The sequence below is a fragment of the Arthrobacter sp. 10N44_2 genome, assembly GCF_056394385.1.
Genome location: NZ_JBFTHT010000003.1, coordinates 63,068 through 85,859, shown reverse-complemented (window position 1 = coordinate 85,859; position 22,792 = coordinate 63,068). Strand labels below are relative to the sequence as shown.

Sequence of the window (22,792 nt, the reverse complement as noted above, 5' to 3'; positions counted from 1 at the left end):
ACTAGCCGCCCGCGGTACCTACGGACCTGATGCCCGCGAGGGCGCCGAAGGGGATGGCAATCACCTTCCGGGCGTTCGCCGGAGGCCGTTCCCCGCCGTCCCGTGTCACGGCCAGGTCCAGGAAGTCCCTGCCGACCGTGTCGATGATGCCGTGGAGCCCCGCATCTGCCCTCCCGTGACCGGCAAAGATCGTCACCCGTGCACGGTTCCTGGCGAGTCCCCGGAGGGCGCTGCCCAAACCGAGCCGCCGGCGGACGATTGACGGTTCGGAGACCGCCACCCGCGACAGGCCCCCATAGTGCGCGGCCGCGGCGTAGGGAATGAGCACTTGGTGTTGGGGCTCATCAAGGACCAGGGCCTCGCTGCCCGCGTGGCTCAGCACTCCCTCGAACACCCGCCCCAAGGACAAATGCACGCGGATACTGAGCCCGAGGGACCCGCGGAGCCGGTCCGCGAGCTGCACTCCCGCAGAGTCCACGAGTGCACGCTCGGCTATTTCAGCCTCTAATTCCAGCCGCTGGCGCGCGGCCAGCTGTGCCTCCATGTCCTCAAACAAGGCGTCCCACCGCATGGCGCCAGCGTAGGCGGCCCTCCCGCACTGGTCAATCCGAGGCCTCCACTATCCACAGACTCGGACTGCGTCTAGACAAACGGAGCACAACAGGATCAGACTCAATTAAACAGGCTTAAAAGTTATCAAATGGCATTAAACACCATCAAACGGTACACATTTCGACTGGAGGAACAGCCCATGGACCGGACAGTGACGCCGCAACCCGCGGACCGGCCCCTGCCCGTCCCCATGCCCAGACAAACAGTCCGGGCCGACGCCGCCATGGCCGCCGCCATCCTGTTGCTCGGGATCTTCCTCGCAGCTACGGGAAGTTTCCTGATTCAGCGCTGGCAGTCCGGCTCGGCACGCCGGCAGTCGCTGTCCTTCGAGGACCAGCTCGGGATCGTGGCAAATACGGCCGGGCTGATTGTCATCACCTGGTGGGTGATGTCGCTCGCTTTCGCCGTCGCGGCGGCACTGCTGGACCGCCTCGGCCGGACCCACGCGGCGGCCGCCACGGGCCGGTTCAGCCCGGCGTTCATGCGGCGGCTGGTGCTCGCCGCCGTCGGACTGCAGCTGCTGACGGCGCCGCTGGCCAGCGCGGCCACTGCGCCTGGCGGGCCCGGACCGGAAAGACCCGGTCCGGCAGCGGTATCGGCATCCTGGACTCCGTCACCCGGGGAGGCCTTGGCACCGGAGCCACAAGGGCCGGGAGCCGGTTCCGCGCTGGATCCGCGGTGGAAGCCGCTGAGCCCGATCGTGGATGCCGGACCGCTGGCTGCACGCCATGTGCGCACACAGGACTTCCCCGGCGCCCGCAGGGAGGTCACGGTCCGGTCCGGCGATTCGCTGTGGAGCATCGCCGCGGCCGCTCTGGGGCCGTTGGCTTCCGACGCCGACATCGCCAGAGAGTGGCCCCGGCTCTATGCGGGCAACCGCGACGCTATCGGAGCCGACCCGCACTTCCTGCGGCCCGGACAGGTCCTGGTCCTCCCGCCGCCGCGCTAGGGGCCGCCGCACCATAGGCCGGGCCCCAGCGCCGGCCCCGGCCTATGGTCCCGGCCCACCGAAGACCACAGGGACAAGCCGGTCGGAAGATTCGCCCGGTTCCAGCCACCCGCACCAGCCGCAAGCCACCCGCACCAGCCATCAGCAAAGGAACCGTCATGAACGCAGTCACCGGGATCCGCTCAGCCGCGGCGACCCCCGTCCCGCATGCCCCCGCCCTTCGGGTTGTGTCCGGCACGGCTACACCACCGGCCAACCACGCCACTGCGGCCCCGCCGCCGCTGCGCGTTGTTGACGAGGCCCGCGAGATTTGTGCGATTTCCCGGAGCACCGTGCAGGCGGCGATCGAGGTGCTGGCCGGGACGCGGCCCGCACAGCAGCTCTCCCGGCGCCTGGACCCGCGCTGTCTGGCGGCCCTGCAGCACCGAGCCGCATTGACCCGCCGGGTTGCCTCCGGCAGCTCGCCGACGGCGGGCAGGCTGCACCGCAACCCGTCCGTCAGGTCCGTCCGGGCCTGCCGCGTGTCGGATGACGTCTACGAGGCCAGCGCCGTGGTGGTCGAGGAATCACGGGTTCGCGCGGTCGCGCTGCGGCTGGAGCGCGGCACGGCGGCCTGGCGCGTCACAGTGCTGGAGATCGGCTGAACGGCAGGGCCGGAGGCACAAAACAGGCAGAGAGTCCGCAGAAAACAGGCAGAAAGCCGGCAACAGACAGGCAGAGAACCGGCAGAAGCCAGTCGCCGCCGAGGGCAGCGACGGGCACGAACCTGCGGAACCGGGCCCGGTCTGCAAGGGAATGCCCGGCATGTGAGGGAAAGGAGGCGCAAACACGGAAGGACCGGAGCAAATGCTCCGGTCCTCCCGTGTTTGCGTCGTGCCTAGCGCCGCTTCTTCTTCGCAGCGCGGCGGCCGATGTCCTGCGCCGCGGCCTTGGCCGGGTTTCCCGAACGTCCGGAGACCTTCGCCTCGATCCGGGTCTGGGCGGCACCGTCCTCGCCAGGTGCGGTGTACTGCAGCTGCGCGGGTTTCTCCGGGGCTTCGAGCCCGGCGGCATGGATCTGCGGCTCGTGGTGTTCGGTGTGCTGGCCCTCGGCGTCCGCCACCACAACGTCTTCGGCCGGCGTCACTTCGACGTCGAGGTTGAACAGGAAGCCGACGCTCTCTTCGCGGATGGCCTCCATCATGGCCTGGAACATGATGAAGCCCTCGCGCTGGTACTCCACCAGGGGGTCACGCTGGGCCATGGCGCGCAGCCCGATGCCCTCCTTGAGATAGTCCATCTCGTAGAGGTGTTCCTGCCACTTGCGCCCGATAACGGAAAGGACCACCCGGCGCTCCAGTTCGCGCATGCTCTCGGAGCCAATCGCCTGCTCCCTGGCCTGGTAGACCAGACGGGCATCGGAAAGGATCTCTTCCCGGAGGAACTCGGTCGTGATCCGGGACTTGCCGCCGGCCTCGTCAATGACGTCGCGCGGGGTGAAGCTCACGGGGTACAGGGTCTTGAGGTTGGACCACAGGAGGTTGAAGTCCCAGTCGTCGCCGGTGCCCTCGGCTGTGGCTTCGTCGATGAAAGCGTTGATGGTGTCTTCCAGGAAGTACTGGACCTTCTCGTGGAGGTCATCGCCTTCGAGGATGCGGCGCCGGTCGCCGTAGATTGCCTCGCGCTGGCGGTTCAGGACGTCGTCGTACTTCAGCACGTTCTTGCGCTGTTCGGCGTTGCGGCCTTCCACCTGGCCCTGGGCCGAGGCGATGGCGCGCGAGACGAGCTTGGATTCGAGTGCGACGTCGTCGGGCACCGAGCTGTTCATGAGCCGTTCGGCTGCGCCGGAGTTGAACAGGCGCATCAGATCATCGGTCAGCGAGAGGTAGAACCGGGACTCGCCGGGGTCGCCCTGGCGTCCGGAACGGCCGCGGAGCTGGTTGTCGATGCGGCGGGACTCGTGCCGTTCGGTGCCGAGCACGTAGAGTCCGCCCAGGTTCAGGACTTCCTCGTGTTCGTCCTTGACGGACTGCTTGGCGGATTCGAACACCTCGGGCCACGCGGCCTCGTATTCCTCGGAGTTCTCCTCCGGGTCCAGGCCGCGCTTGGCCATTTCGGCGACGGCGGTGAATTCCGCGTTGCCGCCGAGCATGATGTCGGTACCGCGGCCGGCCATGTTGGTCGCGACTGTGACGGCGGCCTTGCGGCCGGCCTGGGCCACGATGGACGCTTCACGGGCATGGTTCTTGGCGTTCAGGACCTCGTGCCGGACGCCTTCCTTGGCCAGCAGCCGGGAGAGGTATTCGCTCTTCTCGACGCTGGTGGTGCCGACGAGGACAGGCTGGCCGTTTTCGTGGCGTTCGGCGATGTCCTTGACGACTGCGTCGAATTTGACGGTCTCGTTCTTGTAGACAAGGTCGGCCTGATCGATCCGCGTCATGTCGCGGTTTGTCGGGATGGCAACGACGCCGAGCTTGTAGGTGCTCATGAACTCGGCGGCCTCGGTCTCGGCCGTGCCGGTCATGCCCGCGAGCTTGTCGTACATGCGGAAGTAGTTCTGCAGCGTCACGGTGGCGAGCGTCTGGTTCTCGGCCTTGATCTCGACGCCTTCCTTGGCTTCGATGGCCTGGTGCATGCCTTCGTTGTAGCGGCGGCCGGCGAGAATGCGGCCGGTGTGCTCATCGACGATCAGCACCTCGCCGTCGAGGATGACGTAGTCCTTGTCGCGCTTGAACAGCTCCTTGGCCTTGATGGCGTTGTTCAGGAAGCCGATCAGGGGCGTGTTGGCGGACTCGTAGAGGTTGTGGATGCCGAGGTAGTCCTCGACCTTTTCAATGCCGGCCTCGAGGACACCGACGGTGCGCTTCTTCTCATCGACCTCGTAGTCGGTCTCGGCCTGCAGGCGTGTGACCACCTTGGCGAATTCGCTGTACCAGCGGTTGGTGTCCCCCTGGGCCGGACCGGAGATGATGAGCGGGGTGCGGGCCTCGTCGATGAGGATCGAGTCCACTTCGTCGACGATGGCGAAATGGTGGCCGCGCTGGACGAGTTCCGAGCTGTCCCACGCCATGTTGTCGCGCAGGTAGTCGAAGCCGAATTCGTTGTTCGTTCCGTACGTGATGTCCGCGGCGTACTGTTCGCGGCGCAGCGCAGGGTCCTGGTTGGAGAGGATGCAGCCGCTGGTGAGGCCGAGGAAGCGGTAGACGCGGCCCATGAGGTCTGACTGGTATTCGGCGAGGTAGTCGTTCACGGTGACGACGTGGACGCCCTTGCCGGTGAGGGCGTTGAGGTAGGCCGGAGCGGTGGCCACCAGGGTCTTGCCTTCACCGGTCTTCATTTCCGCGATGTTGCCCAGGTGCAGGGCGGCGCCGCCCATGAGCTGGACATCGAAGTGGCGCATGCCGAGGGTACGGGACGAGGCCTCGCGTACGGCCGCGAACGCTTCGGGCAGCAGATCGTCGAGCTTCTCGCCGGCCTGGTGGCGTTCGCGCAGCCGGTCAGTTTCTTCACGGAGCTCGGCGTCCGTGAAGGTCTGGAAGGAGCTCTCCAGGGCATTGATGGAATCGGCATAGTTCCGCAGTTGCCGCAGGGTTTTTTTGTCACCCGTGCGGAGAAGTTTTTCGATAAGTGATGCCACGTGAAGTTGCTCCCAGTCTCAAGCTGCCGAATTCTGGCGTGTTTAGTCTACGGGAGAGACGCAAGGCCGGTGGCGCCTGTTCCCTCACAGCGGATAGTGCGGTTTACCGGGCAGCCACGGCTTCGGCGAGCGCCGGCGCAAGGTTCCCCATTGGCGAGACAACTACGTCGTCCATTCCCAGCCACTCTGCCATGAGCTGCAGTTCCGCGGCGAGTTCGACGGCGGTGTCCTCCGGCGCGCCGGGTTCGGCGTGGGCGGCCCTGGCCAGGAGCCGCCCGCCGGCCCGGTCCGCTTTGAGGTCGACCCGTGCGACGATCGCGTCGCGGAGCAGGAACGGCAGGACGTAGTAGCCGTACTTCCGCTTCGGCTCGGGCGTGTAGATCTCGATCCGGTAGTGGAATCCGAAGAGCTCCTCGAGCCGCCGGCGTTCGAACACGAGGGAGTCGAAGGGGCTCAGGAGCGCCCGGCCCGTGGCCGAGCGCGGCAGTTTCGCCTCCACGTGGCGGTACAGGGGCCGGTCCCAGCCGGATACCGTGACCGGCTGCAGCCGGCCGCTGTCCACGAGGTTCCGGACGGCGACGGCGGCGTCCTTCTGCGGTGTCCGGAAGTAGTCGGCGAAGCATCGCACAGTCCCGATACCGTGGGCCTGGGCCGCGGCGTCGATCAGCCGGTCCATGGCCGCGGCCGCATCCGGTTCGGGTGCCACCGCTTCCTTGCCCGGTCCGGGGAGCACCCGGGCGGTGAGGGTGTAGCGCCGTTCGAAGGAGTCGGTCCGCGAGGATGCGGAGACCAGGCCCTCTTCGAAGAGATGTTCCAGCACCCTTTTAACGGCGTTCCAGTTCCAGCCCCAGTTGTCCCGCTGCTGGTCTTCCACGTGGCCGAGCCGGGCTGTCAGTTCGGCGGCGGTCAGCGGCTTCCCGACGGCCAGGGTTTCCAGGACCTTGGCCGCCACCCCGTTGCGCAGTTCGGGGTCCATCGCGTGCGCGCCCACCCATTTGCGGCTCTGCCACTGCACGAGATCGTGGAAATGGTCCGGGCGGATGAAGCAGGCTTCGTGGGCCCAGTACTCCATCATCCGGCGCGGGTGGGTCCCCGCCATGCGCGCCAGGATGGTGCGGTCGTAGTTGCCGAGCCGCGAGAAGAAGGGCAGGAAGTGGCTGCGGGACACCACATTGACGGAGTCGATCTGAACCAGGTGCAGCCGGGCAAAGGTACGGCCCACCGCCCGTGCACTCACGGGTCCGGTGGGCCGTTCCTTCTCCAGTCCCTGGGCTGCCAACGCGATCCGCCGTGCCTGTGCCAGGCTCAGCGATGCTTGCACGTTAGTCCCTTCGTCGGAAAAGTCTGCACCAGCTTATGCGCTGGCGGGCTCATCCTCTGAACGGTAGGCCAGGATTTTGTCTTCCAGACTCGAATGTCCGGGCTCGCACGTCTGGTCCAGGGAGATGACCCCGTAGGTCCAGCCGTCACGGCGGTAGACGACCGACGGCGCCTTGGTCTCCTTGTCCACGAAAAGATAGAAGTCGTGACCCACAAGTTCCATGTTGTCGACGGCGTCATCGAGGGTGAGCTGGGACGCGGCGAACACCTTCCGGCGGATCAGTACAGGCGAGTCGCCGGCCGGAATATCGTTCTCGACCTCATACGGCGACTTCTCTGCCGCCGTCGCCTGGGTCTCCTGCTGCTGCGCCGCCTCCACATAGAGGGGTTCGCTGGGGCTGGCCGGCTCCAGGGCTGCCGTCGCCTCGGTGACGGACTTCGGGGTATGCCGGCCGTGGTGGACCTTTCTGCGGTCCCTGGCCCTGCGGAGGCGTTCAAGAAGCTTGTTGTAAGCGAGATCGAACGCAGCGAACTTGTCGGCGGCACTCGCTTCTGCGCGGATTACTGGGCCGCGTCCCAGGACTGTCAGCTCAACCGTGAGCGATTCGGCGGTCTGGCGGGCTTTGGTCTCTTTGGTGACCTTCGCGTCTACCCTCTGGACCTTGTCTCCCAACGACGCGATCTTTGAGATCTTGTCGTCGGCATATTCGCGGAACCGGTCTGAGACCGTCAAGTTGCGTCCGCTGATCATGAACTCCATGGTGCCCTCCAAATGACTTCGGTGACACGACGGCGGTACTTCCCGGGGGCCGATCTGACTGACAGTCGAGCCCCTTTCCGAGCCGCTATCGACAGGTACATCTGTTCTTGGTACCCATCTTCGACGTTAGTTCATAGACACCTGTTATTCATCCTTTTACGGTTTATTTTTTTAGCTCCCACCGATCATCCGCGCCGCCGCGGGGATGGCGGCGCCGACATCGGCGGCGGCCGGCGGGCGTGTCGCGGCCAGCACGACGGCGCCGCTGACAATTGCCCCCGCGGCCCGGAGCGCACGGGCCGCCTCCGCCAGGGTGGCGCCGGTGGTCAGCACGTCATCGACGATGATGCAGACACGTCCTTCGACTCGCGCAGGCCACGGACCGGACCTGGCCCGCATGGATCCGCGCACGCGCCGGGCGCGCTCACCCCGGCCCAATCCCTTCTGTCCGCCGGACAGGGAGCCGGCCCCTGTGGGGCCGTCCCGCAACCGGCCCCACAGGGGCAAAGCCGGCGGTTTCGTGTTCCGCGCGGGCGGCACGGATTTCCGCAGCGCGTCCGCGACGGTGAACCCTGGGATTTCGTCCCCGCGGACGAGCCGGCGGAGCAGGATATGGACGGGGCTGAAGCCCCGCCTGCGGTAAGCGGCGGCGCTCGTGGGCACGGGGACGAGGACGAGTCCCTGCCCGGGCCCGGACGCGGCGTGGAGGGCGCGCGCCAGTCCCCGGGCCAGCTCGGCGCCCAGCCGGGCCTGCCCGTGGCTTTTGAAGGACAGCAGGCACTGCGCCAGCTCGGCCCGGTATGGCCCGGCCGCCACCACGGGCAGCAGCACGGAGCCGTCCATGTCCATCAGGGCCGGAGCCTGGGCCTCTGCCCGGAACGGCCGGAGCGTCAGCAGGCGCAGCTTACGGGAGCACGCGCCGCAGAGTGCCGAGTCCTCCGCCCCGCAGCAGACGCAGTCCACTGGAATGGCCAGGGCGAGCACCTCAGCCGCCGCTTCGGCTGTCCGGTCGCCCAGCCTCGCCAGCGGCCACGCGTAGCTCCCGCGGTGTCGCGCCGCCCTGGCCGCGGCCGGGGCAAGGTCAGGGTCCGCTGCCGGGACCCGGGTGGTGTGGCTGCCCATCCTCCGATCCTGGACCGGGTGCGCCCCCCCGTAGTAGCCCGGCGGGCCGCTATGTGGACAACACCCCGGCCGGAACCTTCGCGGAACCTTCACCGGATCCGGGTGACGGCCGCACCGCCGTCGTCGTCGCCGTCGTCCGAGGGCGCCGGTCAGCCGGGGAAAGAGGGGACGCCGGTCAGCCGGGGAACGAGGGGTCGATGGGGCCCTTGAGCTGCGGTGACCAGCCGTTGCCCAGCCGCTGGAAGATCCCTTCCGCGGACTGGCCGTAGATCTCGGCCGGTCCGTTGCCCGCGCTGAGGGCGGTCAGCCCGGGCCACGGCGCCAGCTGCTGCGGCTGTGCCGAGGTCAGCGACAACAGCTCGGGGGTGACGGCATCGCTGGCGGAGGCCTTCATGACCGCGACGGTGGTGTCATCCACCCAGACCCCTTGGTCCGGGTCCCGGGGGGTCAGGAGCGTCAGGGGCACGGTCAGGTCCCTCGGGGTGCCATCCGCGTTCCGGATGATCCCGGTGATCTGGACCTTGCTCTTGCCGTTCTGCTGCGAAATGACGAGGGCCCGCGTGCCGTCCCGGGAAATCCGGAACTCCTTCACCGTCCGGCCCGCGAGCCATCCCGGCGACAGGGTCACGGTGGGTACGCTGGCGTTCTCCGCCACACCGACCGGCCGGTAGGCCACCACCTCGGTGGCGCCGCCGGCACCCGGCCCGGCAGTCCAGACCCAGTCATAGCGGCCGAACGAAGGCCGGGACAGCGCGGCCCGCGTAGTCAGCGCCCTGGCGGGCTGGCCCGGAACGATCGAGTACAGCGTGGTGCGGGCGGCGTTGAGGAACGCGGCCGCCTGCGACTCGGTGGACTCCGCAGGCGCCCGGGGTGAGAGGGCTGAGACGGACCGGACGTCCGGGAGCGGTGAAATCCTGTTGTTTTCGTACCGGACCAGGTCATTGTTGCTGACGGCGATCTGGTAAGCGGGGACGCTTTCGTCCTGGACCGGAGGCAGGACCGTGCCGTTGTCCTCGACGCGCACCAGGTCCTGGTTGGCCCGGAGCTCAACGTTGATCACATCCGGCTGGCTGCGGAACGTCAGGGCAAGCTGCGTCTGCATCCGCAGCCGGTCCTCGTTGGAGGCCTCGACCAGGTCCTTGGCGGTGAGATCCACCTGCGCGGCGCCGGATACGACGGGCACTGATTCGCGGGCCAGCTTGATGCCTGAAGGGAACGCGCTGACGACGGCGCCCTTGAGGTAGGGGGCGGGTCCGCCCAGGAGCGCGCTCGTCATGGCTTTGACGGTCTTCTTGCGGATGAACCACCGGACGTCGGGCACTGCGTAGGTGAACGTGGGGTCGTAGAAGTAGATCGGGAACGCGCCGTAAATGACCTTGAAGGTTTCTTCCGGAATGGCCGTGCCGTCAGGAAGATCGGAGATTCGCCATTCGCCGTCCACCTGGGTCACGGTGACGGGTATGTTTTCGGTGGTGCCCTCGGGAAGCTGCGTGGCCACGCCGTCGGCGTCCACCGAATAGGCGAGGTCGAGCTGGTAGTTGAAGACATTTTCGACGCCGGTGGCCACCACCGTGGCCTTGCGGAACACGAGCGCCCGCTGGTCCGGCTTCCACGTCACCGACGAACCCTGGGTGAGGTACTGCCGGGCCACGGCGTAGTCGTCCTCGTAGCCGCTGCCGGCGAGGTAGAAGTCTTCGATCACCGCTTCGGGTCCGGCGCCGGGACGCGGCGCGGCCGGAAAGAAGACCGGGGCGTTAGGGTTTCCCGCACTCTCGTCCGTGCTCTTGCCCACCGGCCCCGAGCGCGGAATCTGGGCGCACGAGGTCAACAGAAGCAGGATGAGCGCCAGCAGCGCAGCCCCCACGCGGGTAAACCTGCCCGAAACCCCACTCATGCCCTGCCCTCCGTCCCGGTCCCCCGGGGGCCGGCCGGGCCGCCGTCCGGGATAGCCCCGCCGGCGGCACCGCTGCCGCCGTCGTCAGAAAAGTCGTCATCGAAGCCGTCTGCGAATCCGTCCGAGGAACCCTCAACACCGGTCCCGCGGCCCGCGGTCCGGAGCGGGTCCAGCAACACCACGGTGCGCTGGCGGCCTGCCTCGGGGAGCCCGACGTTGACCGGTTCGAGCTGGAGCGGGGACCTGGTGATCGGCTCGTCGCGGCGCAGGGGAAGGGTCAGGCGGAAGTTCGACCCTTCTCCCTTGCTCCCCCAGGCCTGCAGCCAGCCGTCGTGGAGCTTGGTGTCCTCGGCGGCAATGGACAGTCCCAGCCCGCTGCCGCCCGTGGTGCGGGCCCGGGCCGGATCGGCGCGCCAGAAGCGGTCGAAGACGCGCGCCGCCTCAGCCGGGGTCATGCCGATTCCGTGATCCCGTACGGCCACGGCCACGGCGGTGCCGCTGGCGGCCACGGAAACGTTGACCGGCCGGCCCTCGCCGTGTTCGAGGGCGTTCAGGATCAGGTTGCGCAGGATCCGGTCGATCCTGCGGTCGTCCATGTCGACAATGACGCTGCCGGCCGGGGCGTTGAGGGTGACGGCGGACCCGTATTCGGCCGCGACGGGCGCCACCCCCTCGATGACATGCGCGACAAGCTGGACGATGTCGGTGGGCTCGGCGTCCAGGGTGGCGGCGCCGGCGTCAAAGCGGGAGATTTCCAGCAGGTCCGCCAGGAGCGACTGGAAGCGTTCCACCTGGTTGTAGAGCAGCTCCGCGGAGCGCTTGTTGATGGGGTCGAATTCCTCGCGGGCGTCATAAAGGACTTCGGCGGCCATGCGCACCGTGGTGAGCGGGGTGCGGAGCTCGTGGGAGACATCGGAGACGAACCGCTGCTGCATCTGGGACAGCGTGGCCAGCTGGGTGATTTGCTCCTGGAGGCTTGCGGCCATGTGGTTGAACGAGGCGCCCAGGCGGGCAACCTCGTCCTCGCCTTTGACCACCATGCGCTCCTGCAGCTGGCCGGCGGCGAGCTTCTCGGAGACGACGGCGGCATGGCTGACCGGGCTGACCACGTTGCGGGTCACATACCAGGCGACGCCGCCGATCATGAGCACCAGCAGCGCGCCGCCGGCCAGCAGGACATTCTGGATCTCGTCGAGGGTCTTCTGCGCCGTGTTGAGGTCATAGATGAGGTAGAGCTCGTAGACGGTGCCGTTGAAGGTCACCTTGTTGCCGACGGCGATGCCGGGCCGGTCTTCGGTCCCTACAGGGAACTGGGTGGACGCCCAGTACTGGTCCTTGCCCGAGTCCTGCACAGCCTTGCGCAGGTCCGGGGGGATGACGCCGATGGTGAGTTGGTCCGAGGCCCGGGATTCAACCCAACGGTTGCGCGGCTTGGTCTGCTCCGGCATGGCCTCGAAGACGTAGCGCCGCTGGATCACGGATCCGCGGCCTTCGACCGCGTTCAGGGTGTCATAGACCAGCGTGATGACGCTGGACTGGTCGGTGACCTGGGCGCCGTCGAACGTGTCCTGGACCTGCTTGACGTTGTAGCGCGTCTCCGATTCGGCCTGGGCGAGCCGTTCCTGGAACAGGTTGTTGGCGATCTGGTTGGACAGGTAGGCGCCCACCACCGCGAACGAGCCCATGGCCAGCATCAGCGTGGTCAGGACCGTCCGGAACTGCAGCGAACGCCGCCACTTCCGCTGTACCGCCCGGAGCAGGTACAGGATGCCGGGCCACAGGCGCTGCATCCCGGTGCGGACCAGCCGCGCGACCCGGACGCCAACGATCCTCGCGCGTTTCGCCCACAAGCGGGTCCGGAAGGCCAGACGCCGCCACGGGCCCGGGCCGCCGCGGGGCGTTTCGGGCGCGCGGGGCATGGACGTCTCTGGCGATGACGCCGCGGACGACTCGGCCGGCGGCGCCGTATCCGTTGCTATGGACTGCCGGACACTGCGGTCCGCAGGCTCAGGAACCTGCTTTATAGCCGACACCACGGACCGTCAATACAACTTCGGGGGCTTCCGGGTCGCGTTCGATCTTGGACCTCAACCGCTGGACATGGACATTGACCAGCCGGGTGTCGGCGGCGTGCCGGTAGCCCCAGACCTGCTCCAGGAGCAGTTCGCGCGTGAACACCTGCCACGGCTTGCGGGCCAGGGCGACGAGGAGGTCGAATTCCAGCGGCGTCAAGGAGATCCGGTCGTTGCCGCGGCTGACCAGGTGGCCGGCCACGTCGATCGTGACATCGGCGATCCGCAGGGTTTCCGGTGCCTTCTGGTCACCCGGGCGGAGCCTGGCCCGGACCCGGGCGACGAGCTCGGCGGGTTTGAACGGCTTGGGCACATAGTCATCGGCACCGGACTCGAGGCCGCGGACCACATCCGAGGTATCCGCCTTGGCCGTGAGCATCACGATCGGGACGTCGGACTCGGCACGGACCTGGCGGCAGACTTCAATGCCGTCCATCCCCGGCAGCATGAGGTCGAGCAGGACGAGGTCCGGCTTGGAGGAGCGGAACACGTCCAGCGCCTGCGCGCCGTCCGCGCAGAAGACGGGTTCGAAGCCGTCATTGCGCAGCACAATACCGATCATCTCGGCCAGAGCCTCGTCATCATCCACTACCAGAATGCGTGCCTTCATAGTTATATATTCCCCCATTGAATTGGCTTTGTCGTATCGGGCGGCCCGCCGGCATGGTGCAACCGGGCCTGCCACGGCCGCCGGAACCCCGCCGGAACCGGCCCAGAACCGCGCCGATGCACGGGACGCTGTGACAATTGCCGCGTTGTCCTGCATGCTGTGGAAAGGCCCAGTGAACCGGCCCGGACCGCAGGAGGAACCCGTGAACACCCCGATCTACCAGCGAGCCCTGGGCAGCGACTTTGCCCGACTGCAGCCGGAGCTTCAAGAATACTTTGCTTTGGCACCGGGATCCGGCCACTACGGCGTCGGCGAGGGGGTGTTCGACGTCGTCGGCTGCCGGCAGGCCTGGCTGCGTCCCCTGCTGCGGCTCACCACCGGCGAGCAGGCCTTCTTCCCCGAGTACGGCGAGGGCGTCCGCTTCCGGATCGAGAACCACGCCCACCTGGACCCGTTCGGCAGGTCCAGCCTGACGGCCCGCCGGGAAATCTTCTTCCCGGGCACCACCCGGCTGTTCCAGGACACGACCAGCTTTGATGACGGCGGGCGCGATAACGGCGGGCTCGGGCCCGGGCTCGTGGACTACGTGGGCCGGTACCGGCGGCTCGTCACCGACCTCAATCTCAGCGTCACGCCGGAGGGCCGGCTGCGCGGCGTGTCCGAGGCGTCGCGGCTGTTCGTGGGACCGCTCCGGATTCCGCTGCCGGCGGCCCTCGACGCCAAGGCCTACGCCGAGCAGTGGTGGGAGCCGCAGGACGGCGGCAGGCACCGGATCCAGGTCAAGGTGATCCAGCCCCAGCTCGGGCTGGTGCTGGTCTACGCCGGCCATTTCGACTACCGGCTCGAGCCCTACCCCGGCGGTATTGCGGCGCCGGGCTACCTGCCAGGGCACGCCCGACCGGACGCCTGGGAAAGCAGGGTCTGACCAGGGCCAGCAGGGCACAGCGGAGGCACCGCGGGCACGGTTGCGCCCCGGGCCGCCGGCGGCCGAAGGTGCCGCGCTAGCCGAGGGCGAGCTGGTTGAGCCCGTCCGCCACCTGGGTCAGCCGGGTCAGGACCGCCGCCGCAGTGGCGGGTGAGTGCCGCGCCAGGCCCTCTGACGGCGTGACCCGGAGCGCACCCAGCGTGGACGCGGGCAGACCCAGCTGCCGCCATGGGCGCCAAACGTTTTCCACGACGTCGCGGACCCGTGGCAGTGACGCGGCAGGATCAGCCACGTCCAGCGCGCCGGCCCAGAGCCGCTTGCCGGCCTCCACCGCGCCCGCGAGTTGTTCCCACTGGCGCGAGGTCAGGGCCCGAAGCGGCACAGCGATTCCATCCGCGCCTGCCGCCAGGATCCGCTCGAACGGCGCCTCTACCTCGGAGACGGCCACAACGGTTTCGACGGCGCCCGCGGCCCGGAGCGCGTCGATCACCAATTGCCAGGACTCGGTCACTTCCCGGCCCGGCACCGAACGCAGGGTCCGGTAACCGCTGGCGGTGGGAATGGTGCCGGCCAGCACCGACGCAATTTCAGGTTCGTCGATCTGGACGACGATCCGGGCACCGGGGGCAGCCGCCGCCACCCGCTTGAGGTAGCCTTCCACGCCCGCTGCGAGCGAATCCGCGATGTCCCGGCGGGCACCGTAGTCGATCAGGGCCCGCTCGCCGTTGTGCAGGTGCAGCCCGGCGGCAAGGCTGAGCGGCCCGCGCAGCTGGATCTTGATATCGTCCGACGGCACTTCCTCGACGCCGATCACGTCCGCCAGGATGTTGATGTCGGTGGACAGGGCCGACTTGGCCCGCTGCAGGTCCTTGCCGGGCCGGTCCACGAACCGCCATCCATGCGGCTGGACGTCGACGGCTAGTTCGACGAGCAAAGAGGCGGTCCGGCCCAGGGCATCGGAGCCGACGCCGCGATCGGGAAGCTCGGCGAGGAACGGCAGGTGCGGGCTGCCCAGTTCACCGCGGATGATGCGGGCGGCCTCGGCCGGGTCCTCGCCCGGCCAGGGGCCAAGGGCGGTCGCGGTCACCTGGCCCGGTGCGGGCGCGTCTGGTGCTGCCATGGCTAGGCGTCTGCGGCGCGGGCGGCGTCCGCGGAGCCGGAGGCCTGGGCGGCCTGGTGGTCCTCGGCGATGGCCTCGTGGTGGCGGATGACCTCGCCGATGATGAAGTTCAGGAATTTCTCCGCGAAGGCCGGGTCCAGGTGGGCTTCGGCGGCGAGGTGCCGCAGCCGGGCGATCTGCGCCGTTTCACGGCCCGGGTCCCCGGCGGGAAGTTGGTGCGCGGCCTTGAGGAAGCCGACCTTCTGGGTGGCTTTGAAGCGTTCGGCGAGGAGGAAGACGAGGGTGGCATCGATGTTGTCTATGCTGGAGCGGATCGACAGCAGCTCCGCCATGACCGCGGGATCCACGGAACCGGCCAGGGAGCTTGCCGCCGGGTCGTAGGAATCGGTTTCGGGAAGAGTGGGGTTCTGCTCGGTCATTGACCCAGTCTAGGGGTTCCGCGGCCAATGCCTCCCGCTGTTAAGCACCGTTGCAGGCGCCCGCGGAGACACCAAGGGGCATGCCCACCGTTCGTGGCGAACGGTGGGCATGCCCCTTGGCTGTGGCCCTGCCGGAGCCCTCGCCGGCGCAGGATCGGGCCGCGCCGGATCGGGCAGGTGCCCGGTTCCGGCAGTTAGCTGTGGAGCACGGCCTTGAACGCCTCGCGGCGCCTGGCCTGTTCGTCGGGGTCCGGAACAGGCAGGGAGGCGATGAGTTTCTTCGTGTAGTCGTGCTGCGGGTTGCCCATCACCTGGTTGCCGAGGCCCTGCTCCACCATCTTGCCCTTGTAGAGCACGCCGACCCAGTGGGCGAGCATGTCCACCACGGCGAGGTCGTGGCTGATGAACAGGCACGCGAAGCCGAACTCCTGCTGGATCTCCTTGAACAGCTCCAGCACAACGGCCTGCACGGACACGTCCAGAGCCGACGTCGGCTCATCGGCGATGAGCAGCTTCGGGTTCAGGATGAGCGCCCGCGCCAGGGAGGCGCGCTGGCGCTGCCCGCCGGAGAGTTCGTGCGGGAACCGGTCAGCGTACGACGCCGGCAGCTGCACGGATTCGAGCAGCTCCCCGACCTTCTTGCGTGCCTCGGCCGCTGTCGGGTTGGAGTGGATGATCAGCGGTTCCGCCACGCAATCGCCGATGGTCAGCTGCGGGTTGAACGAGGCCGCCGGGTCCTGGAAAACGAAGCCGATCTCCTTGCGGAGCGGCTTGAAGGTGCGCTCCTTGAAGTTCAGCATCTCGTAGCCCAGCACATTCAGGCTGCCGCCCGTGGTCCGGTTCAGGCCGGCGATCGCCCGGCCGATGGTGGTTTTGCCCGAGCCGGACTCCCCCACGAGGCCGAAGACTTCGCCTTCGGACACGGTGAAGCTGACGCCGTCGACGGCCTTGAACGCCGGGCTGCCGAGCCGCCCCGGATACTCGATGGTCAGGTTCTTTGCCTCGACCAGCACCTTGCCGCCCTGGTGGGCGCGTTCGACCATGCCCTCCGAGGCGGAGTTGCGGCCCAGGTGCGGGACGGCGGCGAGGAGCTTCTTGGTGTAGTCCTCCCTGGGCTCGGCGAACAGCACCCGTGAGGATGCCTCCTCCACGACGTCGCCCTGGTACATGACCACGACGCGGTCGGCGAGGTCGGCGACGACGCCCATGTTGTGCGTAATCAGCACGATGGAGGTCCCGTAGTTGTCGCGCAGATCCCGCAGCAGTTCAAGGATCTCGGCCTGCACGGTGACATCCAGGGCGGTCGTGGGCTCGTCGGCCACAATGAGGCCAGGGTTCAGGGCCAGCGCGGCGGCAATCACGACGCGCTGTTTCTGGCCGCCCGAGAACTGGTGCGGATAGTAGTTGACCCGAGTTTCCGGGTCCGGGATGCCAACTTTGCGGAGGGCGTCAATTGCCCGCGCCTTGGCCTCCTTGGCCGAGACCTTGCTGCGGCCGCCGCTGCCGGCGTGCGCACGGATGCCCTCGGCAATCTGCCACCCCACGGTGAAGACCGGGTTGAGGGCGGTGGATGGCTCCTGGAACACCATGGCCACGTCGCGGCCCCGGATCTCCCGCAGCTTGGCTTCGCTGACGCTGATGACGTTGTTGCCGTTGATCAGGACGGCGCCTTGGCTGATGGCCGTCTCCGGCAGCAATCCCAGGATGGTCTTGGCCGTCACGGTCTTGCCGGATCCCGACTCGCCAACAATGGCGACCACTTCGCCGGGGTTGACCTGGAGGCTCACGTCCTTGACGGCATACACATCCCCGGCGTCGGTGGCGAAGGTGACTTTGAGCCGGTCGATGTCAAGGACCGGGCCTGCGCCTGCGCCGGGCTTGTCGATGTTGGTGGTCATAGAACTCTCGATTCTGCTTCGAGTGCAGCCTGGGTGCCGGCGGTGGAGTCGGGTCCGCCCTTGCCTGCCACAGCCTTCTTGCGGCCCCGCAGGCGGGGATCGTTGAGGTCGTTGATGCTCTCACCGACGAGGGTCAGCCCAAGCACGGTCAGGACGATCGCCGTACCGGGGTAGACACCGGTCCACCAGATGCCCGAGGAGGCATCTGCAATGGCCTTGTTCAGGTCATAGCCCCACTCGGCGGCGGAGGTCGGCTCGATGCCGAACCCCAGGAAGCCAAGGCCCGCCAGGGTCAGGATGGCCTCGGACGCGTTCAGCGTGAAAATCAGCGGCAGCGTGCGGGTTGCGTTCTTGAAGATGTGCCGGCCCATGATGCGGATACTGGAGGCACCCACCACCTTGGCCGATTCGACGTACGGCTCCGCCTTCAGCCGGATGGTCTCGGCACGGATGACCCGGAAGTACTGCGGGACGAACACCACCGAGATGGAGATGGAGCAGGCAACAATGCCTCCCCAGAAACTGGACTGCCCGTGGCTGATGACGATTGACATCACGATGGCCAGGAGCAGTGACGGGAAAGCGTAGATCGCATCGGCGATCACCACGAACACCCGGTCCAGCCAGCCGCCGAAGTAGCCGCTGACGAGGCCGAGGGCTACGCCGAGGAAGATCGACATCGCGACGGCCACGATGATCACCACGGCGGCCGTCTGGGCACCCCAGAGCACCCGGGAATAGACGTCATAGCCACCAACCGTGGTGCCCCAGATGTGGGCCGGGCTGGGGGGCTGCTGTGTCGGGAAGGGACCGGCGGCGTCGCTGAGCTGGGCAAACCCGTAGGGCGCGATCCACGGCGCAAACACGGCGACGAGCAGGAAGACGGCGGCCAGCACCATGCCCGTGACGAGCATGCCGCGTTGCAGCCCGACGCTCGAGCGGAAATGCGAGATCACCGGCAGCCGGTAGATGAGGGGCTGCTTGCGCCCACTTACTTTGGTTGCATTCATGGCTAGTACCTCACTCGCGGGTCGATCAGGGCTGCGACGACGTCCACGATGAAGTTCGTGACGGCAACGATGACCGCCAGCATCACGACGATTCCCTGGACGGCGACGAAGTCGCGGGCGTTCAGGTATTGCACCAGCTGGTAGCCGAGGCCCTTCCACTCGAAGGTGGACTCCGTGAGGACGGCGCCGCCGAGCAGGAGGGCAATCTGGAGTCCCATGACAGTGATGATCGGGATGAGGGCAGGCTTGTAGGCATGCTTGGTCACGAGCCGGTAATTACTGACGCCACGGGACCTGCCGGCCTCCACGTAATCCTTGCCGAGCGTGCCGATGACGTTGGTGCGGACCAGCCGCAGGAAGACCCCTGCCGTCAAAAGCCCCAGGGTGAGTGCGGGGAGGACTGAATGGGCCGCGACATCGCCGAACGCGGCCATGTTGCCGCTGCGCAAGGCATCCAGCCAGTAGATCCCGGTCGGTGCGGCCAGGCTTCCCATGGCCAGCTCGGTCCTGGTGGAGGCCCGTCCTGCGACGGGCAGCCAGCCCAGCCAGACGGAGAAGGCCAGCTTCATCAGCAGGCCGGCGAAGAACACCGGGGTCGCGTAGCAGAGGATGGCGAAGAACCGCAGGAATGCGTCCGGGGCCTTGTCGCGCCGGTAGGCGGCGATCAGGCCGAGCGGGATGCCGACCACCAGCGCCACGATGAGGGCATTGATGGCCAGTTCCAGGGTTGCCGTGCCAAACGTGATGATCATTTCGACCACAGGGCGGCGGTCGGTGATGGTGGTGCCGAAGTTGCCGGTCGCCACCTGGCCAACGTATTCGAGGTACTGCACGAGGATCGGGCGGTCGTAGCCGGCGTCGTGGATGCGCTGCGCGAGCGCCTCCGGCGGAAGCCTGCCGCCCTGGGCTGCAGTGATGGGGTCGCCGATGACCCGCATCAGGAAGAAGACCAAAGTCACCAGAATGAAAATGGTCGGAATGATCAGGAAGAACCGGATCAGGATGTAGGTCCCCAAGCCCCCACCCGAGGATTTTTTCTTGGACGGAAGAAGTCCGTCGGCGTCGTTTAGCGGCGCCTCAGTCAATGTTGTCATTGGTACCTAAGATTGTGCTGTCGCGGCCTTGGGCGGGCCGGCGTGAACTGCAGGATGCGGCAATGACCAGCAAAGGCGGGGCGCCTCGAGGGCGCCCCGCCTCGCAGGCTGGTCAGGACAGCAGGGCTGCAGCCTTACTTGGAAAGAGTTCCCAAACGGAACTTGAAGGAGGCATCGAGGGTGGAATCGACACCCTTGACACCGCTGCCGGAAATGGCAACCTGCGCGCCCTGGAGCAACGGAAGCGTGGAGATGTCCTTGGCGAGGGCATTCTGCGCATCCTTGATCGTGGACTCGCGTTCAGTCTTATCGACGGTGGTGAGCTGCTTGCTGATCAGGTCGTTGACGGTGGGGTTGTTGTAGTGGTTCTTCAGGAAGCCGCCCTCCGGGAAGAACGGGGTCAGGTAGTTGTCGGCGTCACTGAAGTCGGGGAACCAGCCAAACTGGAACAGCGGGTATTCGTCGGCGCGGCTGGCCTTGCTGTAGGTGACCCATTCCGTGGACTGCAGGTTGACCTTGAACAAACCGGACTTCTCCAGCTGGTCCTTGATCATGGCGTACTCATCGCCGGAGGACTTGCCGTAGTGGTCCGGGTTGTACTGAAGGTTCATCGAGACGGGGGTCGTCACACCGGCGTCGGCGAGGACCTTCTTGGCCTTGTCCAGGCTCGGCTTGCCGGCGTCGCCGTAGGCGTCCTTGAACGATTCGTTGGCGCCCAGGAAGCCGTTGGGAACGTTGGAGTACAGCGGCAGGTAGGTGCCCTTGTAGACCTGGTCCGCGATGGACTGGCGGTCAACGAGGTTCGCGATGGCCTGGCGGACGGCGAGCGCCTTGGCCGGATCGGCGTCGGCAGCCTTGGCACCGAACGGCATCGTGTCGAAGTTGAACGTGATGTAGCGGATTTCGCCGCCGGGGCCAACGTTGACCTTGACCTTGGAGTCCTTCTTGAGGTCATCGACGTCGGTGGCGCTCAGGCTGCGGTTCGCGACGTCGATGTTCCCCTGCTGGATGTCCAGCTTCATGTTGGTGGGGTCGGCGTAGTACTTGATCGTGGCGGCGTCGTTGGCCGGCTTGCCGAGGACCCCCTGGTAGTCCGGGAATGCCTTGAAGCTGACCAGCTCGTTCTTCTTGTACGTGTCGATCACGTACTGGCCGTAGAACGCCTTGGCCTTGACGATCGAGTCGTCGTCAAGCAGTTTGTCGGCCGGGAAGACTTCATCGTCTACGATCGGCGCGGCGGGGCTGCTGAGGATCTGGGCGAAGGTCTGGTCGTTCGCCTGCTTCAGCTTGAAGACCACGGTGTTGGCATCTGGGGCGGTGATGCTTTCGATGTTGGTCAGCAGGCTTGCGGGACCGGCAGGATCGTTGATCTTGGTCTGCCGGTCGAAGGAGAACTTGACGTCCTTGGAGTCGAGCGTGTGGCCGTTGGCCCACTTGAGGCCCGGCTTGAGCTTGACCGTGTACTCGTTCGGCGAGGTGAAGGACGCGGACTCGGCCAGGTCCGGCACGGGATCTGCGCTGCCGGGCTTCGAGTTGAGGAGGAAGGAGTAGATCTGGTTCATCACCATGAACGAACCGTTGTCATACGCGCCCGCCGGATCCAAGGCAGTGACCTTGTCCGTGGTGCCGTAGGCGATCGGACCGCTAGCTGCGGCTGATGACCCGCCAGCGCCCCCGGTCGGCCCTGTGCAGGCCGTCAGTGCAAAGGCGGAAACCCCGGCCAGCGCGATGACGCTGTGCCAGGCCTTTTTGTTCATTGCCATCTGTGAACTTTCTGTTCGATGCGTTCTAGCGCAGCCCGAAGTGAAACGACTGACTCGTCGGGCGGCACGCTTTGCTGATTCCTAGATTCAACCAGACGATCATTCGGTGAAACGTTGCATTTTGTGAGTTGAGACACAAAATTTACACGATTCGAAGGTTTCTCTCATTTTCTGCAGGATTCCGCCCGGATCTTCGGCAGGGTCCTGCGCATCCGGGCGCCGTGGACGGCCGGGTAGTCTGACGACGACGGAGGGTACAGACGACGAAGGGCCCCGCCAACTGGCGGGACCCTTCGCTGGAGTCGGTGGGGCGGGCAGCTAGAGCGCGGCCCGCTGAAGCGAGCGCGCGGCATCGATCGTGGCCTGGCCGAGCACGCGGCTGCCCTGGTAGAGCACCACCGTCTGGCCGGGGGCCACGCCGCGCAGCGGCTCGGTGAGCGTGACCACAAGCTCGTCGTCCGCCATATGCGCGCGGGCAGGGACGGGGTCGCCGTGGGCGCGGACCTGGGCGTAGCAGTCAAACTCTTCTCCGGTCGCCACCTCGACGATGGGCAGCCCCGCCCAGGAGACCTTGATGCCTCGGATTTCGTCAATGGCGAGCAGGGCCTCCGGGCCCACCACCACCTTGTTCTCCTTGGGCCGGATCTCCAGCACGAACCTCGGCTTGCCGTCCGCAGCCGGGGTGCCGAGCTTCAGCCCGCGGCGCTGGCCCACGGTGAACGCGTTGGCGCCCGGGTGCTCGCCGACCTTCGCGCCGGATTCGTCCACGATGTCCCCCGTGGTCATTTCAATCTTCTCTGCGAGCCAGCCGGCGGTGTCGCCGTCGGGAATGAAACAGATGTCGTGGCTGTCCGGCTTGTTCGCCACGGAGAGGCCGCGGCGCTCCGCCTCCGCGCGGACCTCGGCCTTGGACGGCGTCTCGGCCAGCGGGAACATCGAGTGTTTGAGCTGTTCGTGGGTCAGCACCCCCAGCACATAGCTCTGGTCCTTGGCCCAGTCCGCAGCGCGGTGCAGTTCGGGGTTGCCGTCGGCGTCCGTGATGACCTTCGCGTAGTGGCCGGTGCATACGGCATCGAAGCCCAGGGCGATGGCCTTCTCCAGCAGGGCGGCGAATTTGATCCGCTCGTTGCAGCGCATGCAGGGATTGGGGGTGCGGCCTGCGGCGTACTCATCGATGAAGTCCTGGACGACATCTTCCTTGAACCGTTCGGAAAAGTCCCAGACGTAGTACGGGATCCCGAGGATGTCGCACGCACGCCAGGCGTCGCGGGAGTCCTCGATGGTGCAGCAGCCGCGGCTGCCGGTTCGCAGGGTGCCCGGCATCCGGGACAGCGCGAGGTGGACGCCGACGACGTCGTGCCCCGCCTCGACGGCGCGGGCGGCGGCAACGGCGGAATCGACGCCGCCACTCATGGCTGCAAGAACTCGCATACTGGCTTTCTCTAGGGTTCGGGGGGTCACAGGCCCCGGGGCTGCTGTTCGCAGCTGCGGTGCTGCTGGGCTTTTAGTGCTGGGCTACTGCCGGGCTTTCACTGCTGGGTTGAACCGCAGTGCTACTGCTGGCCCCCGGAAATAGCACAATGCCTGCCCCGCCATTCTATCGCCACG

General features: G+C 67.0%; 18 protein-coding genes. 3 read left to right on the top strand and 15 right to left on the bottom strand.

What is annotated here, in order from left to right:
- Position 1: 1 nt before the first annotated feature.
- Positions 2 to 571 (bottom strand): hypothetical protein, encoded by a 570-nt coding sequence (locus AC1DBX_RS04935; protein ID WP_476848788.1) that lies wholly within the window; start codon positions 569 to 571, stop codon positions 2 to 4.
- Between the two features lie 129 nt (positions 572 to 700).
- On the opposite strand from AC1DBX_RS04935, the gene AC1DBX_RS04930 reads away from it, so the two are divergent.
- The gene (locus tag AC1DBX_RS04930) at positions 701 to 1,561 is read left to right on the top strand and encodes a LysM peptidoglycan-binding domain-containing protein (protein ID WP_476887386.1); all 861 of its coding nucleotides are present in this window, start codon (positions 701 to 703) and stop codon (positions 1,559 to 1,561) included.
- 158 nt (positions 1,562 to 1,719) lie between these two features.
- The gene (locus AC1DBX_RS04925; protein WP_230008799.1) at positions 1,720 to 2,205 is read left to right on the top strand and encodes an Rv3235 family protein; all 486 of its coding nucleotides are present in this window, start codon (positions 1,720 to 1,722) and stop codon (positions 2,203 to 2,205) included.
- Positions 2,206 to 2,438: 233 nt separating this feature from the next.
- On the opposite strand, the gene secA is transcribed toward AC1DBX_RS04925, so the two are convergent.
- From secA to mtrA, 7 genes are all read right to left on the bottom strand, one after another.
- Entirely contained in the window at positions 2,439 to 5,177 is a 2,739-nt protein-coding gene (secA, locus tag AC1DBX_RS04920) for a preprotein translocase subunit SecA (RefSeq protein WP_028276005.1), read from the bottom strand.
- A 103-nt stretch (positions 5,178 to 5,280) separates the two neighbouring features.
- Entirely contained in the window at positions 5,281 to 6,498 is a 1,218-nt protein-coding gene (locus AC1DBX_RS04915; RefSeq protein WP_476856685.1) for a winged helix-turn-helix domain-containing protein, read from the bottom strand.
- A 33-nt stretch (positions 6,499 to 6,531) separates the two neighbouring features.
- Entirely contained in the window at positions 6,532 to 7,257 is a 726-nt protein-coding gene (gene hpf, locus AC1DBX_RS04910; RefSeq protein ID WP_028276003.1) for a ribosome hibernation-promoting factor, HPF/YfiA family, read from the bottom strand.
- A 171-nt stretch (positions 7,258 to 7,428) separates the two neighbouring features.
- The gene (locus AC1DBX_RS04905) at positions 7,429 to 8,379 is read right to left on the bottom strand and encodes a ComF family protein (RefSeq protein ID WP_230008823.1); all 951 of its coding nucleotides are present in this window, start codon (positions 8,377 to 8,379) and stop codon (positions 7,429 to 7,431) included.
- Positions 8,380 to 8,554: 175 nt separating this feature from the next.
- Entirely contained in the window at positions 8,555 to 10,273 is a 1,719-nt protein-coding gene (locus AC1DBX_RS04900) for an LpqB family beta-propeller domain-containing protein (RefSeq protein ID WP_476873212.1), read from the bottom strand.
- Positions 10,270 to 12,192, bottom strand: coding sequence for an MtrAB system histidine kinase MtrB (mtrB, locus tag AC1DBX_RS04895; protein WP_476931191.1), 1,923 nt, complete (start codon positions 12,190 to 12,192; stop codon positions 10,270 to 10,272). The genes AC1DBX_RS04900 and mtrB overlap by 4 nt, the downstream gene beginning before the upstream one ends.
- 88 nt (positions 12,193 to 12,280) lie before the next feature.
- Positions 12,281 to 12,955 carry an MtrAB system response regulator MtrA gene (gene mtrA / locus AC1DBX_RS04890; protein WP_026538469.1) on the bottom strand — a complete coding sequence of 225 codons (675 nt, stop codon included), beginning with the start codon at positions 12,953 to 12,955 and terminating at the stop codon, positions 12,281 to 12,283.
- A 202-nt stretch (positions 12,956 to 13,157) separates the two neighbouring features.
- On the opposite strand from mtrA, the gene AC1DBX_RS04885 reads away from it, so the two are divergent.
- Positions 13,158 to 13,880 (top strand): DUF4166 domain-containing protein, encoded by a 723-nt coding sequence (locus AC1DBX_RS04885; protein WP_476858883.1) that lies wholly within the window; start codon positions 13,158 to 13,160, stop codon positions 13,878 to 13,880.
- A gap of 76 nt (positions 13,881 to 13,956) precedes the next feature.
- Here the strand turns inward: AC1DBX_RS04885 and AC1DBX_RS04880 are convergent, their stop codons facing one another.
- From AC1DBX_RS04880 to mnmA, 7 genes are all read right to left on the bottom strand, one after another.
- A complete protein-coding gene (locus tag AC1DBX_RS04880; protein ID WP_476931190.1) occupies positions 13,957 to 15,000 on the bottom strand; it encodes a uroporphyrinogen decarboxylase/cobalamine-independent methonine synthase family protein in 1,044 nt (347 codons plus the stop codon).
- Positions 15,001 to 15,002: 2 nt separating this feature from the next.
- The gene (locus tag AC1DBX_RS04875; protein WP_230011813.1) at positions 15,003 to 15,419 is read right to left on the bottom strand and encodes a chorismate mutase; all 417 of its coding nucleotides are present in this window, start codon (positions 15,417 to 15,419) and stop codon (positions 15,003 to 15,005) included.
- A gap of 194 nt (positions 15,420 to 15,613) precedes the next feature.
- Entirely contained in the window at positions 15,614 to 17,317 is a 1,704-nt protein-coding gene (locus AC1DBX_RS04870; RefSeq protein ID WP_028275997.1) for an ABC transporter ATP-binding protein, read from the bottom strand.
- On the bottom strand, positions 17,314 to 18,327 hold the full coding sequence (locus tag AC1DBX_RS04865; protein ID WP_476848779.1) for an ABC transporter permease: 1,014 nt from the start codon (positions 18,325 to 18,327) through the stop codon (positions 17,314 to 17,316). The genes AC1DBX_RS04870 and AC1DBX_RS04865 overlap by 4 nt, the downstream gene beginning before the upstream one ends.
- Positions 18,328 to 18,329: 2 nt before the next feature.
- The gene (locus AC1DBX_RS04860; RefSeq protein ID WP_476858887.1) at positions 18,330 to 19,421 is read right to left on the bottom strand and encodes an ABC transporter permease; all 1,092 of its coding nucleotides are present in this window, start codon (positions 19,419 to 19,421) and stop codon (positions 18,330 to 18,332) included.
- Positions 19,422 to 19,555: 134 nt separating this feature from the next.
- Complete coding sequence (locus AC1DBX_RS04855; protein ID WP_476856679.1) at positions 19,556 to 21,184, bottom strand: ABC transporter substrate-binding protein; 1,629 nt, start codon at positions 21,182 to 21,184, stop codon at positions 19,556 to 19,558.
- Positions 21,185 to 21,502: 318 nt separating this feature from the next.
- Positions 21,503 to 22,615 carry a tRNA 2-thiouridine(34) synthase MnmA gene (gene mnmA / locus AC1DBX_RS04850; protein WP_476858888.1) on the bottom strand — a complete coding sequence of 371 codons (1,113 nt, stop codon included), beginning with the start codon at positions 22,613 to 22,615 and terminating at the stop codon, positions 21,503 to 21,505.
- Between the last annotated feature and the right edge of the window lie 177 nt (positions 22,616 to 22,792).

What these genes read in the sequence shown, in the direction of transcription:
- AC1DBX_RS04865 (WP_476848779.1), bottom strand. Translation starts at nt 18,327, where the DNA reads ATGAATGCAACCAAAGTAAGTGGGCGCAAGCAGCCCCTCATCTACCGG.
- mnmA (WP_476858888.1), bottom strand. Translation starts at nt 22,615, where the DNA reads ATGCGAGTTCTTGCAGCCATGAGTGGCGGCGTCGATTCCGCCGTTGCC.
- mtrB (WP_476931191.1), bottom strand. Translation starts at nt 12,192, where the DNA reads ATGCCCCGCGCGCCCGAAACGCCCCGCGGCGGCCCGGGCCCGTGGCGG.
- AC1DBX_RS04870 (WP_028275997.1), bottom strand. Translation starts at nt 17,317, where the DNA reads ATGACCACCAACATCGACAAGCCCGGCGCAGGCGCAGGCCCGGTCCTT.
- AC1DBX_RS04925 (WP_230008799.1), top strand. Translation starts at nt 1,720, where the DNA reads ATGAACGCAGTCACCGGGATCCGCTCAGCCGCGGCGACCCCCGTCCCG.
- mtrA (WP_026538469.1), bottom strand. Translation starts at nt 12,955, where the DNA reads ATGAAGGCACGCATTCTGGTAGTGGATGATGACGAGGCTCTGGCCGAG.
- hpf (WP_028276003.1), bottom strand. Translation starts at nt 7,257, where the DNA reads ATGGAGTTCATGATCAGCGGACGCAACTTGACGGTCTCAGACCGGTTC.
- AC1DBX_RS04935 (WP_476848788.1), bottom strand. Translation starts at nt 571, where the DNA reads ATGCGGTGGGACGCCTTGTTTGAGGACATGGAGGCACAGCTGGCCGCG.
- AC1DBX_RS04905 (WP_230008823.1), bottom strand. Translation starts at nt 8,379, where the DNA reads ATGGGCAGCCACACCACCCGGGTCCCGGCAGCGGACCCTGACCTTGCC.
- AC1DBX_RS04900 (WP_476873212.1), bottom strand. Translation starts at nt 10,273, where the DNA reads ATGAGTGGGGTTTCGGGCAGGTTTACCCGCGTGGGGGCTGCGCTGCTG.
- AC1DBX_RS04880 (WP_476931190.1), bottom strand. Translation starts at nt 15,000, where the DNA reads ATGGCAGCACCAGACGCGCCCGCACCGGGCCAGGTGACCGCGACCGCC.
- AC1DBX_RS04860 (WP_476858887.1), bottom strand. Translation starts at nt 19,421, where the DNA reads ATGACAACATTGACTGAGGCGCCGCTAAACGACGCCGACGGACTTCTT.
- AC1DBX_RS04855 (WP_476856679.1), bottom strand. Translation starts at nt 21,184, where the DNA reads ATGGCAATGAACAAAAAGGCCTGGCACAGCGTCATCGCGCTGGCCGGG.
- AC1DBX_RS04875 (WP_230011813.1), bottom strand. Translation starts at nt 15,419, where the DNA reads ATGACCGAGCAGAACCCCACTCTTCCCGAAACCGATTCCTACGACCCG.
- AC1DBX_RS04930 (WP_476887386.1), top strand. Translation starts at nt 701, where the DNA reads ATGGCATTAAACACCATCAAACGGTACACATTTCGACTGGAGGAACAG.